Below are 15,286 nucleotides of genomic sequence, written 5' to 3'. Positions count from 1 at the left end.
CTGAATAGATATCACTGAAGCTGGTCCCTGTTAGCCATAGTATAAATAGCGCCCATAAAACCCATATGCCCCACAACAAATTGTAATTACGCATATTTTATTTTCGGTTCAAGTTCACATTTTTAGTGGGATATTCCCTGTTAGACCCCAGTCGTCAGCAGCCGAACGGCGATCGGTGTTCTGCCGTACAACAGCAGGGGAATCGCTAGATGATACCCAATAATTCGTAGCAATTCATTATTGAAAATGCATAGAATGCATCAACTGTTGTTTAACAAGGCGGCATTATTGCTCGTTCAATGTGGTAATGGATGGTTGCCTTCATGGGTAACTTTATTTAAATCAGGAGGTTTTATTATGTTATCGATATATGAACATGCACCAGCACAGTTTGAGCACGGCTTGCAGAATTTGTTACACCTTTTAAAAAAAGCTGAGCACTTTCTCGCGCAGGGCGCTGTGCCAGAGAGCCAACTGCTGGACGCGCGCTTAGCGGAAGATATGTACCCACTGTTACGGCAGGTACAACTTAGCTGTGATTTTGCCAAGGGTGCGGTGTCACGACTTGCCGGCCGGGAAAATCCAGTCATGCCGGATGAAGAGACAAGCTTTGCGCAGTTATATCAGCGGATTGAAAACACCCTCGCTTATGTGAAGAGTTTTCAAGCCAGTGATTTTGCCAACAGTGAACAACGCGAGATCGAACTACAGGGCAAGTCGTATCACCTGAAGATGACAGCACAAAAATTTTTGCTGGCTTTTGCGTTACCGAATTTCTACTTTCATCTCACCACCGCGTATAACATTTTGCGGAACCAGGGTGTTGAGATCGGTAAGAAGGATTTCTTGGGGATGTCGTGACAGCCGATAGTGTGACCACGGTTTCACCCCACCGGTAGCGGATTTGAGCACTTCACTGACGTTGCAGAGAGTTGGTTACCTCTCCTCTAATGCACGCTGGGTTGGCACCACCGCATTTAAACGCGCTGCACACTACTGACAGCAGAAGTCTGGGGCAGTGGGTGGTGCTTTATCAGGCAAGGCACTGCCATAACAGGCAGTTGAACCGAGAGCAGCTTCTTGGCAGCCTATTCCAGTCGGTTACCTGCTAATTTTTTTTAACATCCAGTGTTGCCAGATGCGCGCTAAAATCGGTTGCATCAAGAAAACCGGTTACGCGGCTGGCAGCAATTTCGTTACCGTTAGCATCAAAAAACAGAATACTGGGTAAGCCGAGGATCTGTAGGTGCTTCAATAACGCGATATGTTCTGGCTGATTTGCTGTGACGTCAGCCTGTAATAGCACCCAATCACTCAGCGTTTGTTGTACCGCCGGATCACTAAAGGTGTACTTTTCAAACTGTTTACAGGCAAGGCACCAGTCAGCAGAAAAATCGAGCATAACCGGTCGACCTGCCGCTTGCTGCAATGCACGGTAAAGCTGTTCCACATTAGTGACAGCAATAAAATTGACCGAGGACGTTTCCTGCTGTTGGTTGCTAAGCGAAGGAAACAGCCAATCTTGCAGTGGACGGGCAGCAATCACCAACAGGGCCAGTAATAACACCTGGATCACGCGTATGCCGCTTTGTGTAACCTTCAGGCTTACGGTAAATGCCCAGCCGAAAAAGGCCACTGCCAATAGACTCCAGAGACGTTGATCCCACTGATCACTCACTATCCGCTCTAATAGGAATACCGGCACCACTAAAATAATAAATCCAAACGCCTCTTTAACGTGTTGCATCCAAGGGCCACGCTTCGGCAATAGGTGACTACCAAACAGGGTGATGATAACCAGAGGAATGCCCATGCCCAGCGCGTAAAGGTAGAGCGTACCTGCGCCAACCCACAAATTACCACTCTGCGCAATATAGAGCAGGATCGCGCTGAGTGGTGCGGTGGTACAGGGGGAACAGATTAAGCCAGCAATTGCTCCCATCACAAACACGCCCAATACCGAACCGCCTTGCTGTGTATTGCTCCAATTGGCCAGCCGTGTTTGCAGTGCTGAGGGTAATTGCAGTGAATAACAGCCAAACATCGACAGCGCCAGTGCAATAAACAGTAATGAAAACAAAATTAAAACATAAGGCTGCTGTAATGCGGCCTGAAATTGTAGTCCCGCAGCGGCAACCGCCATCCCCAGCAGGGTATAAGTCACTGCCATACCCTGTACATAGGCTCCTCCTAGCAGTAACAAACGTCCTGGGCGCGGCCGTTGCTCGCGACCAAGAATCATTGTCGCTAGCAGCGGATACATCGGTAATACACAAGGAGTAAAGGCAATACCCATACCGAGCAGTAGCGCCCAAAGGGGCGAGAACGGCAGCAATGTCGGGCTATTGCTCTCTGTCGTCAGGGCGAGCGGCTGTCCACTGCTCTGGCTTGTCGGTGCTTGCAACGACACGTTTGCTGCAGTGAATGGTTCTAGTGGGATGATGCGTGTTTCAGGCGGATAACAGAAACCACTTTCAGCACACCCTTGATAAGTGACACTTAAACTTGCTTGCTTGCCCACTTCCAATAAAGGAATTTTGATCTGTAAGGGTTTCTTCAAAATAACGACGTTACCAAAAAATTCGTCGATGTGATTTAGCCCAGCAGGAAGGTTAACTATGCCGATGGTCACCTGACTAGGTTTCAATTTTATCTCTTGGCGATAAAGATAGTAGCCTGGCTGGGTCTGCCAGTTGAGGATCAGGAGATCGTCCTGTTGCTGAAAGTCAAATGGAAATGCCTGGTCAACCGGAAGAAAACGGTTACTGACATGCTGTTCAAATAGTGCGCCTTGTGTGTTGAACGACAGAAGTAACAGGTTGCAAAGCAAAAAAATTAACTTAGCGAATCGTTGAGCCATGACAGATAATCTTTATCTCCAGCCAATACCGGCAACACCAGCAGTTCTGGTGTTTGATATGGGTGATGTTGTTTTAAATGGGTGAGCAGAGCGTCCTGACAGTGGCGCTGACTTTTAAATAACAGTTGCACCTCATACTCTTGTTCTAATTTTCCTTGCCAGTAATACAGTGACGAAGCTCCGGGCAGCAGGGTAACGCAGGCGGCAAGTTTCCCCGCCAATACGCCAGTTGCTAACTCTTGTGCAGTGGCTTCATCGGGTGCGGTGCAGAGTATGACGACAGCATCGTAGTCAGACATCGTTAGCTCCCTCAATCAAGTCATAGCAAAGCACTATACATTGAAGTTGCCTGAGCTAGAAGTTGAGATTGCTGGTGGGAGAGGCGGGTCAGCGGTGTGAAAACGGTCAAACAGCGTGTTACAACTGCTAATGTGCTAATATTCGCTTTTTTATTATATTGTGTAACAAGAGGTAATATTGTGATGTGGTACATAAATACGGGGGAGTTACTCCCCCGTAAGGTTGTTACAGGATCACGCCGCCGATGAGAAAGCCGAAGATAACTGCAAACATGACACCCAATGTACCAGGGATGAAGAATGGATGGTTAAAGACAAACCGTCCGATCCGTGTGGTGCCGGTATCATCCATCTGTACCGCAGCGACCAGTGTCGGGTAGGTAGGTAGGATGAACAGACCAGAAACCGCAGCAAAAGAGGCCAACGCAGTGAGAGGGCTGACGTTGAGAGCCAACGCCAAAGGCATTAATGCTCTCGCTGTGGCGGCTTGTGAATAGAGTAGTGCAGAACAGAAGAAGAAGATCACTGCCAGTAACCAAGGATGGGATTGGATCACGCTGCCAGCAGTGGACTTAATCCAGTCAATATTGGCTTGTACAAATGTGTCACCTAACCAGGCAACCCCTAAGATACAGATACAGGCACTCATTCCCGCTTTGAAAGTACTGGAGTTGAGGATCATGCTGGTATCGACACGGCAAATCATGGTGATTAGGGTGGCGACACTGAGCATAATAATCAGGATCGCACTGGTGGTGTTCATGAGCGGTTTAGCAACCAACCCCATGCTTGGGCTATTCACGATGGCATAAGCGACCACCGATAACACCCCGAGTAAAAACAGTAATACAGAGGCTTTGGCACTGGGTTTGATCTGAATGACACGATCACCGCGCAGTGTTACCAGTCCCTCTTCTAGCCGCTGCTGATAGACCGGATCATCAGCGAGTTTGGCGTTAAACAGCCAGGTTACCAGCAGGGACATCAGCAGGATTGCCAGAAAGGTAGAGGGGATCACCACCAGCAGCATGGTGAGATAGCTGATGTTGAACCCTTCCATCACGGATGACATATAAACCACAGCGGCAGAGATTGGCGAGGCAGTAATGGCAATTTGCGCTGAAACCACTGCGGTAGAGAGTGGGCGACTGGGTTTGATCCCTTGCTCTTTGGCCACTTCGGCAATAACAGGCAGCGCAGAGAGCGAGATGTTACCTGTTCCGGCAAAAATAGTCAGAAAGTAAGTGACAATCGGCGCCAGTATGGTGATGTACTTCGGATTTCTACGCAGCAATTTTTCTGTTTGCTGTACCAGATAATCCATGCCACCCGCAACTTGCATCGCGGCAATCGCCGCAATCACCGCCATAATAATCGAAATCACGTCAAACGGTATGCTGCCAGGTTTTACACCCACAGCGGCTAATGCCAATACGCCAAGTCCCCCGGCAAAGCCGATCCCAATACCGCCCAATCTGGCCCCTAAAAATATGGCCAGTAGAACAATGATTAATTCTACTGCTAACATGATGCTTCATCCTCTAACATGATTTTTTTGAAAATAAAAAGTTATCAATTTGTGGCGCCATAAAGAAAAAAGCACGCTATCTGGTAAGATTAGCGTGCTTTTGCGGTTACTGGATGAACCTTCTGCTATTATTCATCATCATTTTCATCAGTATAACGTTTTGCTTTATAAACTGGGTTCATCAGATTCTCGAGTGAGAAGATGTCGTCCAGTTCCGCTTCAGTTAACAGCCCGCGCTCCAGCACCACCTCTCGCACACTCTTGCCTGTTTCCGCACAGATCTTGCCAACAATGTCACCGTTATGGTGACCAATAAATGGATTTAGATAAGTGACAATACCGATCGAGTTAAATACATATTGCTGGCATATCTCTTTATTGGCCGTGATGCCGTTAACACACTTCTCGAGCAAATTGTAGCAAGCGTTGGTCAGAATATGGATTGATTCGAACATCGCTTGGCCAATCACAGGCTCCATCACATTCAGTTGCAGTTGCCCAGCTTCGGCTGCCATGGTAACGCAAGTATCGTTGCCGATCACCTTAAAACAGACCTGATTAACCACTTCAGGTACCACGGGATTAACTTTGGCCGGCATGATTGAAGAGCCTGCCTGTAATTCAGGCAAATTGATCTCATTTAAACCAGCTCGAGGGCCAGAAGAGAGCAGACGCAGGTCATTACAGATTTTAGACAGTTTCACTGCCAGACGCTTAAATGCACCATGTACCATCACATAAGCACCACAGTCTGAAGTCGCTTCAATCAAATCTTCCGCTGGCACTACCGGCAATTTGCTCACTTCAGCCAATTTTTGCACTGCCAACTGTGGATAGCCTTCTGGGGTATTTAATGCGGTGCCAATTGCGGTAGCACCTAAATTGACCTCAAGCAGTAGCTCAGCATTACGCTGTAGACTACGGATCTCCTCTTTCAGCAATACATTGAAGGCATGAAACTCTTGCCCCAAGGTCATTGGCACCGCATCCTGCAATTGCGTCCGTCCCATTTTCAGAATACCGGCGAACTCTTCGGCTTTGCGCTCAAAACCCTCACGCAGGTGATTAATCGCCTCAATCAATTTCTGGTTTGCCGAGTAAACTGCAATACGAAAACCGGTAGGGTACGCATCGTTGGTGGACTGGCTCTTGTTCAGATGATCATTTGGGTTGAGATACTGATATTCCCCCTTTTGGTGTCCCATCAGTTCCAAACCGATATTTGCCAACACTTCATTGGTGTTCATATTCAATGAAGTACCCGCACCGCCCTGAAATACATCCACTGGGAATTGGTCCATGCAGCGTCCCTTTTCCAACACTTCATCGCAAGCCTGAATAATCACATCGGCGATTTTACGTGGAATGGTTCGCAGTTCCTTATTGGCCATTGCAGTGGCCTTTTTGACCATCACCATACCACGCACAAATTCTGGTACGTCGCTGATTTTACTGCTGCTGATATAAAAATTCTCAATCGCACGCAGGGTATGAATACCATAATAGGCATTTGCGGGGACTTCACGTGTCCCTAGCAGGTCTTCTTCGATACGAAAGTTGTTTGACATGAGAACCTTCTCTAAAATGTTACCATCAAGTTAACTATTTGTTTAAAAAGAAAATTGTTTCGCGTAATGCATTGGTGGCAAAAGTATAAATCGTAGCAACCGACGCTATCCGGATCATATGCTGTTTAGGAATAAATGAGTGAACATAGATCACTATCTTGCACAGCCAAAAATGGCTGTTGTTTGTTTTTGTGATTGAGATCTCGTTTTAATCTCAGTTCGTGCAGTTGATGTCAGTGAACTGTTGCCCGTTATACCCGTATTGAGCGCTATTCTCACGACGCGCTATTGCTGGTGTGTGAATCAATGCAGTTGAAAACAGAACAGATTGCCCTCATTGTAGTAGTCCCCCCTATCAACCCGAGGAGAGACCGGTGCGCTGGTTCCCACTGCTGTTAATATTTCTATTGGCCTACATTGAGATCTCTTTATTTATCAGAGTAGCTGAGATTTTGGGTGTAGCAATAACGTTGCTATTGGTGGTGTTTACTACCTGTGTTGGTGTTTCGTTAGTCAAAAATCAGGGTATTAGAACGTTAATGCAGATGCAGCAAAAGCTAGTGGCTGGAGAAAGCCCTGCTGCGGAGATGGTAAAAAGTGTTTCTTTGGTGTTGGCGGGTATTCTGCTGTTGATCCCCGGTTTTTTTACTGATCTGCTTGGTCTGCTGCTGCTATTGCCGTTGGTGCAAAAGTTGTTGGTGCTCAAGTTGATGCCAAATTTGCGAGTTTATCGCCCAAACACTCACAGTGAGCGCCATTCTGGCGAAACCTTCGAAGGTGAGTTTCAGCGTAAAGCGGAAGATGCTCATGGCCTAGAGCAAAAATCTGAGCCACGCGACAAGAGTGACCGACCTTGAGCCGCTGTGCTGTAGCCGCTTTGAAATAGCGGCTTTCAGCTTGACGCGCGCTTTATCGCTAAGTTGAAATTTTTTTTGATGTTGCCCCTTGAAGGGGAGTTGAGTGACCCCATTTTAGATTGTGCACAACCGGCATCCCTAAGTCCGGTGGGCAAACCTAAAGTTTGCAAACCTAAATTTGGTACAGACCTTCTTAAAAGGAGAGCGTTCAATGAGTATTCGTCCATTGCATGACCGCGTTATCGTCAAGCGTAAAGAAGTTGAATCAAAATCTGCTGGCGGCATCGTTCTGACTGGCTCTGCAGCGGGTAAATCTACTCGTGGTGAAGTGGTAGCCGTTGGTAAAGGACGTGTTCTGGAAAACGGTAGCATCCAGCCATTGGATGTGAAGGTTGGCGACATCGTGATTTTTAACGACGGTTACGGCGTGAAAGCAGAGAAGATCGATAATGAAGAAGTATTGATCATGTCTGAAAGTGACATTCTGGCAATTGTTGAAGCGTAATTTCGCTTTATCTATATATCTTCTGAACTGAACAAGTTGAAGGGAAATAATAAATGGCAGCTAAAGACGTAAAATTCGGCAATGACGCACGTGTGAAAATGCTCCGTGGCGTAAATGTGCTCGCTGATGCGGTAAAAGTCACCCTGGGCCCGAAAGGCCGCAATGTAGTACTCGATAAATCTTTCGGTGCGCCTTCGATCACTAAAGATGGTGTCTCTGTCGCGCGTGAAATCGAACTGGAAGACAAGTTCGAGAATATGGGGGCACAGATGGTGAAAGAAGTGGCCTCTAAAGCGAACGACGCAGCAGGCGACGGTACTACCACCGCAACCGTATTGGCACAATCTATTGTTACTGAAGGTCTGAAGGCAGTTGCTGCGGGTATGAATCCGATGGATCTGAAGCGCGGCATTGACAAAGCAGTCAACGCGGCGGTTGAAGAGCTGAAAAAACTCTCTGTTCCTTGTGCAGATTCAAAAGCCATTGCTCAAGTAGGCACCATCTCGGCTAACTCAGATGAAACCGTGGGTAAACTGATTGCAGAAGCAATGCAAAAAGTTGGCAAAGAGGGTGTTATCACCGTTGAAGAAGGTACTGGCTTGCAAGACGAGCTGGATGTGGTTGAAGGTATGCAGTTTGACCGTGGCTACCTGTCACCGTACTTTGTTAACAAACCAGAAACGGGTTCAATTGAACTGGACAGCCCATTCATTCTGTTAGTTGACAAGAAAATCTCCAACATTCGCGAAATGTTGCCAGTGCTGGAAGCCGTTGCTAAAGCAGGCAAACCGTTGGTGATCATCGCTGAAGATGTTGAAGGTGAAGCACTGGCTACCCTGGTGGTGAACAGTATGCGTGGCATCGTCAAAGTTGCTGCGGTTAAAGCACCTGGTTTCGGTGATCGTCGTAAGGCGATGCTGCAAGATATCGCTACCCTGACAGCCGGTACTGTGATCTCTGAAGAGATCGGTCTGGAGCTGGAAAAAGCCACTCTGGAAGATCTGGGTCAGGCAAAACGTGTGGTGATCAACAAAGATACTACTATCATCATCGACGGTGTGGGTGAAGAGCCAGCAATCCAAGGCCGTGTTGCCCAGATCCGCCAACAGATTGAAGAAGCAACTTCTGACTACGATCGTGAAAAACTGCAAGAGCGCGCGGCTAAACTGGCTGGCGGTGTCGCAGTGATCAAAGTCGGTGCTGCAACTGAAGTCGAGATGAAAGAGAAGAAAGCGCGTGTTGAAGATGCGTTACATGCAACTCGTGCTGCGGTGGAAGAGGGTGTTGTCGCTGGTGGTGGTGTCGCGCTGATCCGTGTTGCGGGTAAGATTGCTAACCTGAAAGGTGATAACGAAGATCAGAACGTGGGTATCAAAGTTGCTCTGCGTGCGATGGAATCACCACTGCGTCAAATCGTTATCAACGCAGGTGAAGAAGCCTCTGTGATCGCTAACAAAGTAAAAGCTGGCGAAGGCAGCTTTGGTTACAACGCGTACAGCGAGCAGTATGGCGACATGATCGAAATGGGTATTCTGGACCCAACCAAAGTAACCCGTTCAGCACTGCAATTTGCTGCTTCTGTTGCTGGTTTGATGATCACCACCGAGTGCATGGTGGCTGATCTGCCGAAAGAAGAGAAGGCTGACATGGGCGCTGCTGGAATGGGCGGCATGGGTGGCATGGGCGGTATGATGTAATCCCGCTCGGCGACAGTTGACCTTGACGTGATCTCAGTTAGTGAACAGTTTCAGGTCAATCATGCGGTCGGTGACACTGTAACGTGTCACCGACGCGCAGTAGTCGTCGCACTTAATACCATTGCCAGGCTAGCAACCGCGAGCTGGCAGATAAAAAAAACCGCCGTGGTAACAGGGCGGTTTTTTTGTTAATGCCTTTGTTCAGGCGTATCAATGCGAAGATCAGCGTTGTTGTGCTGCTTTCGCCGCCTGTGCTGATTGAATAGCTGTCAGTGCAACGGTGTAAACGATATCGTCAACCAGCGCACCACGTGACAGATCGTTAACCGGCTTACGCATCCCTTGTAGCATTGGGCCGATAGAGACTAAGTCGGCTGAGCGCTGTACGGCTTTATAGGTGGTGTTGCCGGTATTTAAATCCGGGAAAATAAACACCGTTGCTTTACCCGCGACTGGCGAGTTTGGCGCTTTTGATTGCGCAACATCGGCCATAATGGCTGCGTCATACTGCAAGGGACCATCGATGATCAGGTCTGGGCGTTTCTGCTGTGCCAAGCGAGTCGCTTCGCGCACTTTCTCAACATCACTGCCAGCACCAGAGTTACCGGTTGAATAGGAGATCATCGCAACACGCGGCTCAATACCGAACGCAGCGGCAGAGTCTGCAGATTGGATGGCAATCTCAGACAGCTGTTCAGCGGTGGGATCAGGGTTAATCGCACAGTCACCATAGACCAGAACCTGATCAGGCAACAGCATGAAGAACACTGACGAAACCAGCGAGCTACCCGGAGCGGTTTTAATCAGTTGCAGTGCAGGGCGGATGGTGTTGGCGGTGGTATGCACGGCACCAGAAACCAGACCATCAACTTCACCTTTCTCCAGCATCAGCGTGCCAAGCACCACGTTATCTTCCAGTTGTTCGCGTGCGACCACTTCGGTCATCCCTTTGCTCTTACGTAACTCAACCAAGCGCGGTACGTAAAGTTCACGCACGGCCACAGGATCAACAATGGTGATACCCTGGCCCAGTTTCACCCCTTGTGCCGCAGCAACGCGTTCAATCTCTTGTGGATCACCTAATAGCACACACTCAGCAATACCACGTTCAGCACAAATAGCGGCGGCTTTCACGGTACGTGGTTCATCGCCTTCAGGTAACACAATACGCTTACCGGCTTTACGCGCCAATTCGGTCAATTCGTAACGGAATGCTGGCGGTGACAGACGACGCGAACGCTCAGAGGTTGCTGTCAGTGATGCAATCCACTCAGCATTAATGTGGCTGGCGATGTAGTTCTGCACACGCTCAATACGTTGGTGATCATCCGCTGGTACTTCAAGGTTGAAGCTCTGTAGGCTGAGTGAGGTCTGCCAAGTATTGGTATCTACCATAAATACCGGCAAACCGGTCGCGAAGGCACGTTCACACAATTTTTTGATCGACTCATCGATCTCATAACCACCGGTTAACAGGATGGCACCAATTTCGATACCATTCATCGCAGCCAAACAGGCGGCAACCAGCACATCGGGACGGTCTGCGGAAGTCACCAGCAGCGAACCGGGGCGGAAATGCATCAACATATGTGGAATGCTGCGCGCGCAGAAGGTGACCGAACGCACACGGCGGGTCATGATGTCACCTTCATTGACGATGCGTGCTTTCAGGTGCCGAGCCATATCAATTGCACGCGTAGCGATCAGATCAAAGCTCCACGGGATACAGCCCAACACAGGCAATGGGCTGTTAGCAAACAGTTGTGCTGGATCGATATTCACCGCACTGGCTTTACTATCATCAAAAATCTCAGACAGATCAGGACGCATACGCCCTTGTTCATCAACCGGAGCATTTAGCTTGTTGATGATAACACCGGTGATATTTTTATTTTTACTACCGCCAAAGCTGCTACGCGCCAATTCGATACGCTCTTTGAGCTGAGCAGGGGAGTCGTTACCAAGTGCCAACACAAACACGATTTCCGCATTCAACGTCTTGGCAATTTCGTAGTTCAGCGCATTGGCAAACTGCTGCTTGCGGGTAGGTACTAATCCTTCGATCAACACCACTTCGGCATCTTGGGTGTTTTCGTGATAACGAGCAACAATCTCTTCCATCAACACATCTTGCTGATTGGAGCTTAACAGACTTTCAACGTAACTCATGCGCAGCGGTTCAGCGGTCGGAATGCTGGAGTTACTGCGAATAATGGCGGTAGTTTGATCAAGAGACTCTTCGTTGTTGCGTGGCTGAGCGATAGGTTTAAACACACTCAGGCGAACACCTTTTTGCTCCATCGAGCGGATGACACCCAGACTGACGCTAGTTAGACCAACGCTAATACCGGTGGGGATCAACATAATTGTACGTGACACAGAATGGTCCTCTTCACGATTTTCAGCCCGCAATGGTGCGGGCTGTGACAGTGCGTATCACACTGCCAGTCGGTGCTGGCAGTGCTGAGACGATTAAACAGTAAGGCGGAACGCGTCTTGCGCGATCACCAACTCTTCATTGGTTGGGATCACCAGCGCCGGGCGACACCCTTGCTTGGTAATATTGCCAGATTTGCCAAAACGTGCAGCCAAGTTGCGTTCTTGGTCAATTTCAAAACCTAACAAACCCAGTTTATTCAACACTAACTCACGCACCAGTGCTGAATTTTCACCAATGCCACCCGTGAAGATCACCGCATCAAGACGCCCCTCCATCAACGCACTGTAAGCGCCGATGTATTTGGCCAAACGGTGACAGAACACATCCATTGCACGCTTGGCATCTGCCTGAGTTTGGTAATTGTCTTCAACATAGCGGCAGTCACTGGTCACTTCGGTCAGCCCCAAGAAACCGGACTCTTTGGTCAACATAGTGTTGATCTGGTCGATAGTCATACCGAGTGCATCATGCAGATGGAAAATGATCGCCGGATCAATATCACCACTGCGCGTGCCCATCACTAAACCTTCAAGTGGTGTCAGCCCCATCGAGGTATCGACCGATTTACCATTACGCACCGCAGTAACTGAAGCACCATTACCGAGATGACACGTGATCAGGTTGACTTCATCAACAGGTTTATCCAGCAGTTTTGCTGCCTGCTGGGTAACGTAGAAGTGGCTAGTGCCGTGTGCGCCATAACGGCGGATGCCATGCTCACGATAGAGATTATAGGGCAGGGCATAGAGATACGACTCTTCTGGCATAGTTTGGTGGAAGGCGGTATCAAACACGGCGACGTTTTTATCTGCCAAGTGCGGGAATGCTTTAAACGCTTCCATAATACCGGTCAACCCGGCAGGGTTATGCAGCGGGGCAAATGGGATGGAATCTTTGATCCCTTGCAGAACCTCATCGTTGATGACAACCGAAGAGGTAAACTTTTCACCGCCTTGTACCACACGGTGACCAATCGCAACCAGTTGGGCAGAAAGTTCTGGCTTTTCTGCCAGAATGGTATTAACAATGAAGTTCAGTGCTTCGCTGTGTGCTGCACCGGCGCCCAAGGGTTTTTCTTGCTTGCTGCCATCCATTTTCCATTTGATGCGGGCCTCAGGAAGGTGGAAGCACTCTGCCAGACCAGAGAGCGACTCCTCTCCGTTGGTTGCGTTGATGATGGCAAATTTCAGAGAAGAACTGCCGCAGTTAAGAACCAGTACTAGCTTGCTCGACATTGAAGTACCTACTTAATAGTTGGTGTTGGTATTATGGGTGACCCCAAACACATTGGTAAACAGACCCGTTGCCCGTCAAACGACTGGTTATTGACAAAAGCAGCTCGTCGATGATTGTTCCAGGTTAACCGCATATCGACTTAACTTCATCGCTCACTATTGCCAGTTGGCAGCCATTTGAACTACTTTGGGTATAAACTGTCAACGGGACAGGCAGCGTAGCGCAGAATGTCGTTGACATTTATGATTAACATCATGCCAATCACAGAAAACATAATGGTAACCCGCCATTGACCGCTCGGTAGATTAGCTGATGCATTTTTCTCTTCGGTGGCACCAAACGTGTTACCTCACGCAGACCAGAGGCTACACGCGAGCTAGCGCAGAAGTTGACACCGTTTCGTCATCCATCCGTTGCGGCGACAAGGGCAGCCTAGGATACCGAGAGCAGGGTATAAATACAAAATAAATTTAAAAGTTAAAAATTAGTTGTTGTTTACTGGTGTAATTGTCCACATCGCGTTCAGTTGGAGTAAAAAGAGAGAATGACGAACAGCCCCGCTAGCCCTCCGAGTTGGTTAAAAATCTTTCGCCTTGGTCAACACTATATGAAAACCTGGCCGACCGATAAACGGCTGATAGCGGTGTTTCCAGAAAACCGCATTGCACATGCGACACGTTTTGCTTTGCGTGCCGCTCCTCCGTTAGCTGCATTTACCTTAGCCTGGCAAATTGCCTTTGCTGATCAACTGGCGGCAGCCATTACCATGACACTGTTTATCTGTAGCCTGCCAATGCAGGGATTATGGTGGTTAGGCAAACGTGCAATAACCCCACTACCACCAAGTCTACTCTCGTGGTTTTATACGTTGCGCAGTAAACTGGTCGATGCAGGTCAGACGTTAACCCCGTTAGAGGGGACGCCGACCTATCAATCACTGGCGGACATTTTGAAACGAGCCTTCAAACAGCTTGATGCCACTTTTTTAGATGATCTTTGATCCGTCAACACCAGGCTGCCAAGCAGCCATGCCATCATGTGATATAGCACAGAAAGAGGAACATGAGATGGAAATGACAAATGCACAACGTCTGATCCTGTCTAATCAATACAAAATCATGACGATGCTTGATCCAGACAATGCAGAACGTTATCGCCGTTTACAAACCATCATTGAGCGTGGTTTTGGTTTACAAATGCGTGAGTTAGATCGTGATTTTGGTGAAATGAGTGAAGAGGTGTGCCGTACTATCATCAACATCATGGAGATGCACCATGCTTTGCAGGTTTCTTGGGAAAACCTGAAACAGCCAGAGGGGATTGATCAACGCCGTTTGGCCTTTCTCGGCTTTGATGCTGCCACCGAAGCACGTTATCTCAGTTATGTCAGATTTCTGGTTAATACCGAAGGGCGCTATACCCATTTTGACTCTGGCAGCCATGGTTTCAATGCGCAAACCAGAATGTGGGAAAAATATCAGCGGATGCTGTCAATCTGGTTCTCCTGTCCGCGTCAGTATCATCTAAGTGCAGTGGAGATCACACAAATCATTAATGCTTAACTGAACCACAAGCAATCTACCACAGTTCCCGTTCCCGCTGATTTGGCTGAAAAGCCAGCACAGGTTAGCGGTTACACCAACCACTGATGCTGCTGCTAGCGCACACTGCACGCGATAGCAGCATTACATTAACAATGGTGATAGGTTGATCAACACTGGCTACAATAGCGATATTGATGTTGATTATTTATTTTCTTAACAGTGAAATACTTAAGAAATAAAATATAAATCAGCACAATAGTCTTTTTAATTGTACCGATAACGGGCAATTCTCCGTGCCTGGCAGGCAAATAAAAAGTTAAAAAACAATCAGTCATAAGCGGAACTAACCCGCGCCCAGTGAAAAAGCGCACATAAACACAAAAAGTACATTTTATCTTATGAAAAATAAGTAATTATTGACATTGTGGCGAGAAAATAACAGCATGGTAAGCAATAAACACCCCCCAGGAGCGGGTGACTTTTTTAGCGATTCACTGTGACCAAACACCACCAACGGAAAAACGCCGCCAGTCGGGCTACGGACAGGGAGAGAAGGGAATGGAGCGCTTTACGATGCCACCCATCAACGATCACGCGACCAACACGCGATCAGTGTGCCCACACGATCCGTTTTCACACGATCCATTATCACCCCCTTCGTTATCACAGCATCCGTTATCCCGTTATCACAGCATCCGCTACCGGCGATCGCTTGCCGTCCCCAACATCGACAGCATTGGGTTAGGGCCACG

The 15,286-nt window shown here is 48.3% G+C and carries 13 protein-coding genes; 7 read left to right on the top strand and 6 right to left on the bottom strand.

Going from position 1 to position 15,286, the window contains the following annotated elements; all coding sequences use genetic code 11:
• Positions 1-357: 357 nt before the first annotated feature.
• On the top strand, positions 358-861 hold the full coding sequence (locus tag EOJ37_RS11635; RefSeq protein WP_127960081.1) for a DUF1993 domain-containing protein: 504 nt from the start codon (positions 358-360) through the stop codon (positions 859-861).
• Positions 862-1,108: 247 nt separating this feature from the next.
• Here the strand turns inward: EOJ37_RS11635 and EOJ37_RS11630 are convergent, their stop codons facing one another.
• The 4 genes from EOJ37_RS11630 to aspA all read right to left on the bottom strand — a co-directional run bounded on the left by EOJ37_RS11630 (position 1,109) and on the right by aspA (position 6,255).
• Positions 1,109-2,860 (bottom strand): protein-disulfide reductase DsbD, encoded by a 1,752-nt coding sequence (locus EOJ37_RS11630; RefSeq protein ID WP_127960080.1) that lies wholly within the window; start codon positions 2,858-2,860, stop codon positions 1,109-1,111.
• A complete protein-coding gene (gene cutA, locus EOJ37_RS11625; RefSeq protein ID WP_127960079.1) occupies positions 2,836-3,159 on the bottom strand; it encodes a divalent cation tolerance protein CutA in 324 nt (107 codons plus the stop codon). Before cutA ends, EOJ37_RS11630 begins: the two co-directional genes overlap by 25 nt.
• Before the next feature lie 226 nt (positions 3,160-3,385).
• A complete protein-coding gene (locus tag EOJ37_RS11620; RefSeq protein ID WP_127960078.1) occupies positions 3,386-4,687 on the bottom strand; it encodes an anaerobic C4-dicarboxylate transporter in 1,302 nt (433 codons plus the stop codon).
• Positions 4,688-4,815: 128 nt separating this feature from the next.
• Positions 4,816-6,255, bottom strand: a complete 1,440-nt coding sequence (gene aspA / locus EOJ37_RS11615; protein ID WP_127960077.1) for an aspartate ammonia-lyase — start codon at positions 6,253-6,255, stop codon at positions 4,816-4,818.
• Positions 6,256-6,629: 374 nt separating this feature from the next.
• Here aspA and EOJ37_RS11610 point away from each other — a divergent pair, with 374 nt between their 5' ends.
• The 3 genes from EOJ37_RS11610 to groL all read left to right on the top strand — a co-directional run bounded on the left by EOJ37_RS11610 (position 6,630) and on the right by groL (position 9,314).
• Positions 6,630-7,112, top strand: coding sequence for an FxsA family protein (locus tag EOJ37_RS11610; protein ID WP_127960076.1), 483 nt, complete (start codon positions 6,630-6,632; stop codon positions 7,110-7,112).
• 211 nt (positions 7,113-7,323) lie between these two features.
• The gene (locus EOJ37_RS11605) at positions 7,324-7,617 is read left to right on the top strand and encodes a co-chaperone GroES (protein WP_127960075.1); all 294 of its coding nucleotides are present in this window, start codon (positions 7,324-7,326) and stop codon (positions 7,615-7,617) included.
• A gap of 53 nt (positions 7,618-7,670) precedes the next feature.
• The gene (gene groL / locus EOJ37_RS11600; RefSeq protein WP_127960074.1) at positions 7,671-9,314 is read left to right on the top strand and encodes a chaperonin GroEL; all 1,644 of its coding nucleotides are present in this window, start codon (positions 7,671-7,673) and stop codon (positions 9,312-9,314) included.
• Between the two features lie 222 nt (positions 9,315-9,536).
• On the opposite strand, the gene pta is transcribed toward groL, so the two are convergent.
• Both pta and ackA read right to left on the bottom strand, forming a co-directional pair.
• Complete coding sequence (pta, locus tag EOJ37_RS11595) at positions 9,537-11,693, bottom strand: phosphate acetyltransferase (RefSeq protein ID WP_127960073.1); 2,157 nt, start codon at positions 11,691-11,693, stop codon at positions 9,537-9,539.
• Between the two features lie 93 nt (positions 11,694-11,786).
• Complete coding sequence (ackA, locus tag EOJ37_RS11590; RefSeq protein WP_127960072.1) at positions 11,787-12,989, bottom strand: acetate kinase; 1,203 nt, start codon at positions 12,987-12,989, stop codon at positions 11,787-11,789.
• Between the two features lie 545 nt (positions 12,990-13,534).
• Between ackA and yfbV the strand changes: the two genes are divergently transcribed.
• The 3 genes from yfbV to EOJ37_RS14685 form a co-directional block, all read left to right on the top strand.
• Entirely contained in the window at positions 13,535-13,990 is a 456-nt protein-coding gene (gene yfbV, locus EOJ37_RS11585; RefSeq protein ID WP_127960071.1) for a terminus macrodomain insulation protein YfbV, read from the top strand.
• Positions 13,991-14,057: 67 nt separating this feature from the next.
• Positions 14,058-14,552, top strand: a complete 495-nt coding sequence (locus EOJ37_RS11580) for a YfbU family protein (protein WP_127960070.1) — start codon at positions 14,058-14,060, stop codon at positions 14,550-14,552.
• A 456-nt stretch (positions 14,553-15,008) separates the two neighbouring features.
• On the top strand, positions 15,009-15,286 hold a 278-nt coding region (locus EOJ37_RS14685; RefSeq protein WP_206194053.1), incomplete at its 3' end, for a hypothetical protein.

It is taken from the genome of Serratia microhaemolytica, from assembly GCF_004011885.1.
Classification (GTDB): Bacteria; Pseudomonadota; Gammaproteobacteria; order Enterobacterales; family Enterobacteriaceae; genus Serratia_G; species Serratia_G microhaemolytica.
Note: the sequence above shows the minus strand (reverse complement) of the source record. Positions and strands in the feature narration are given on the sequence as shown.

Excerpts from the sequence above, each read along its gene's own strand:
- EOJ37_RS11635 (WP_127960081.1), top strand. The coding sequence starts at position 358 with ATGTTATCGATATATGAACATGCACCAGCACAGTTTGAGCACGGCTTG.
- EOJ37_RS11630 (WP_127960080.1), bottom strand. The coding sequence starts at position 2,860 with ATGGCTCAACGATTCGCTAAGTTAATTTTTTTGCTTTGCAACCTGTTA.
- cutA (WP_127960079.1), bottom strand. The coding sequence starts at position 3,159 with ATGTCTGACTACGATGCTGTCGTCATACTCTGCACCGCACCCGATGAA.
- EOJ37_RS11620 (WP_127960078.1), bottom strand. The coding sequence starts at position 4,687 with ATGTTAGCAGTAGAATTAATCATTGTTCTACTGGCCATATTTTTAGGG.
- aspA (WP_127960077.1), bottom strand. The coding sequence starts at position 6,255 with ATGTCAAACAACTTTCGTATCGAAGAAGACCTGCTAGGGACACGTGAA.
- EOJ37_RS11605 (WP_127960075.1), top strand. The coding sequence starts at position 7,324 with ATGAGTATTCGTCCATTGCATGACCGCGTTATCGTCAAGCGTAAAGAA.
- groL (WP_127960074.1), top strand. The coding sequence starts at position 7,671 with ATGGCAGCTAAAGACGTAAAATTCGGCAATGACGCACGTGTGAAAATG.
- ackA (WP_127960072.1), bottom strand. The coding sequence starts at position 12,989 with ATGTCGAGCAAGCTAGTACTGGTTCTTAACTGCGGCAGTTCTTCTCTG.
- yfbV (WP_127960071.1), top strand. The coding sequence starts at position 13,535 with ATGACGAACAGCCCCGCTAGCCCTCCGAGTTGGTTAAAAATCTTTCGC.
- EOJ37_RS11580 (WP_127960070.1), top strand. The coding sequence starts at position 14,058 with ATGGAAATGACAAATGCACAACGTCTGATCCTGTCTAATCAATACAAA.